The sequence below is a fragment of the Paractinoplanes hotanensis genome (assembly GCF_023717965.1).
GTDB classification, from domain to species: Bacteria; Actinomycetota; Actinomycetes; order Mycobacteriales; family Micromonosporaceae; genus Actinoplanes; species Actinoplanes polyasparticus.
Window position 1 is genome coordinate 1 of record NZ_JAMQOL010000119.1, and the last position, 1745, is coordinate 1745.

The 1745-nt window shown below is 66.7% G+C and carries 1 protein-coding gene; it reads left to right on the forward strand.

The annotated features are described in order from the left end of the window. The first annotated feature begins 34 nt into the window (after positions 1 to 34). Positions 35 to 1696: an ISAzo13 family transposase gene (locus tag LXN57_RS47655; protein WP_251804954.1), complete on the forward strand. Its 1662-nt coding sequence runs from the start codon at positions 35 to 37 to the stop codon at positions 1694 to 1696. Positions 1697 to 1745 lie beyond the last annotated feature (49 nt).

Consider the following 1745-nt stretch of genomic DNA (forward strand, 5'->3'; position numbering starts at 1 on the left):
CGTAGCTTGACGGATTGTGGTCCGTTGATCTGTTATGGGCGTGATGGTGGAGATTCAAGAGCAACTGACGGTGAAGTTCCAGGCGGTCCTTCCGCATCTGGACGAGCGGCAGCGCCGGTTGTTGCTGGGCGCTGAGGCCCGGGTCCTGGGTCACGGCGGGATCCGCGCGGTGGCCAGGGCGGCCGGGGTCCGGGAAGCGACCGTCGCGCTCGGCGTCGATGAACTCGACGCCGGGACGGCCCCCTCCTTGGGCCGGGCCCGTAAGCCTGGCGGGGGCCGGAAAAAGGCCGCAGACCTCGATCCCGGGTTGCGTCCCGCGTTGCTGGCCCTGGTCGAGCCGGACGAACGCGGCGACCCGATGTCCCCGCTGCGATGGACCACGAAATCGACCCGCAACCTCGCTACCGAACTGACCCGCCAAGGCCATCCGGTCAGCGCCGACGTCGTCGCTGATCTGTTGCGCGAAGACGGGTTCAGCCTGCAGGGCAACACAAAAACCCTGGAGGGTAAACAACACCCGGACCGTGACGGACAGTTCCGCTACCTCAACGAGCAGGCCCGCGCCCACCGCGACGCCGGCCAGCCGGTGATCAGCGTCGACACGAAGAAAAAGGAACTGCTCGGCGCGTTCAAGAACGCGGGCCGGCAGTGGCGCCCGGCCGGACAACCTGTTGAGGTCAACACCCACGATTTCCCCGGCGACAGCGTGGGCAAGGCCGTGCCGTATGGCATCTACGACATCACCGCGAACACCGGCTGGGTCAACGTCGGCACCGACCACGACACCGCCGCGTTCGCCGTCGAATCGATTCGCCGCTGGTGGCACACCCGCGGCACCCACGACTACCCAAACGCGACCCGGCTCCTGATCACCGCCGACGCCGGCGGGTCCAACGGCTACCGCAGCCGCGCGTGGAAAGCCGAACTCGCCGACCTGGCCGCGCAGACCGGCCTGGCTATCACCGTCTGCCACCTGCCACCCGGCACCAGCAAATGGAACAAAATCGAGCACCGGCTGTTCTGCCACATCACCATGAACTGGCGCGGCCGGCCCCTGACCAGCCACGAAGTCATCCTGCAGTCCATCGCGGCGACCACCACCGGCACCGGCCTGAGCGTGCAAGCACAACTCGACACCGGCGACTACCCCACCGGAGTACAGATCAGCGACGCCCGCATGGCCGCCCTCCCGATCGCCCGGCATAGCTTCCACGGCGACTGGAACTACACCCTGCACCCGGCCACGCCCGACAACCCGGCCCCCATCAGCGCCCCGGTCGAGGCGCCAGAATCCTTGTCACATCCCACTTTCACCGGCATGACCACCGACGACCTGACCGCGCTTACCACCGACCTCGAAGCCATCATCGATAGCCGGCGTGAAGCCACCATGGCCGCCTACCAGCAAGCCGTCAAAGCCGCCGGCGACACCGGAACCCGGCCCCACGCCCCACGATCCGGGCGCCCACCCACGTTCGGGTTCCCCGACCGAGTCCTGGCCACCATCCTGCACCTGAGGCTGTCTCTACCCCCGGACACCCTGGCACACCTGTTCCGCAGCAACAGATCCACCATCAGCCGAGCCATCCGCGAGACACGACAACTCCTCGATCAACACGGCACCACCATCACGCACGCACCGAACCCGTCCAACGCCTTGATCAATCAACTCGCGGCCGGCACCAAACGGTCCTAAACCCCGCCCGATAAAGATCCAACCAACGTGTTATTTCTCGGCGAGCCCT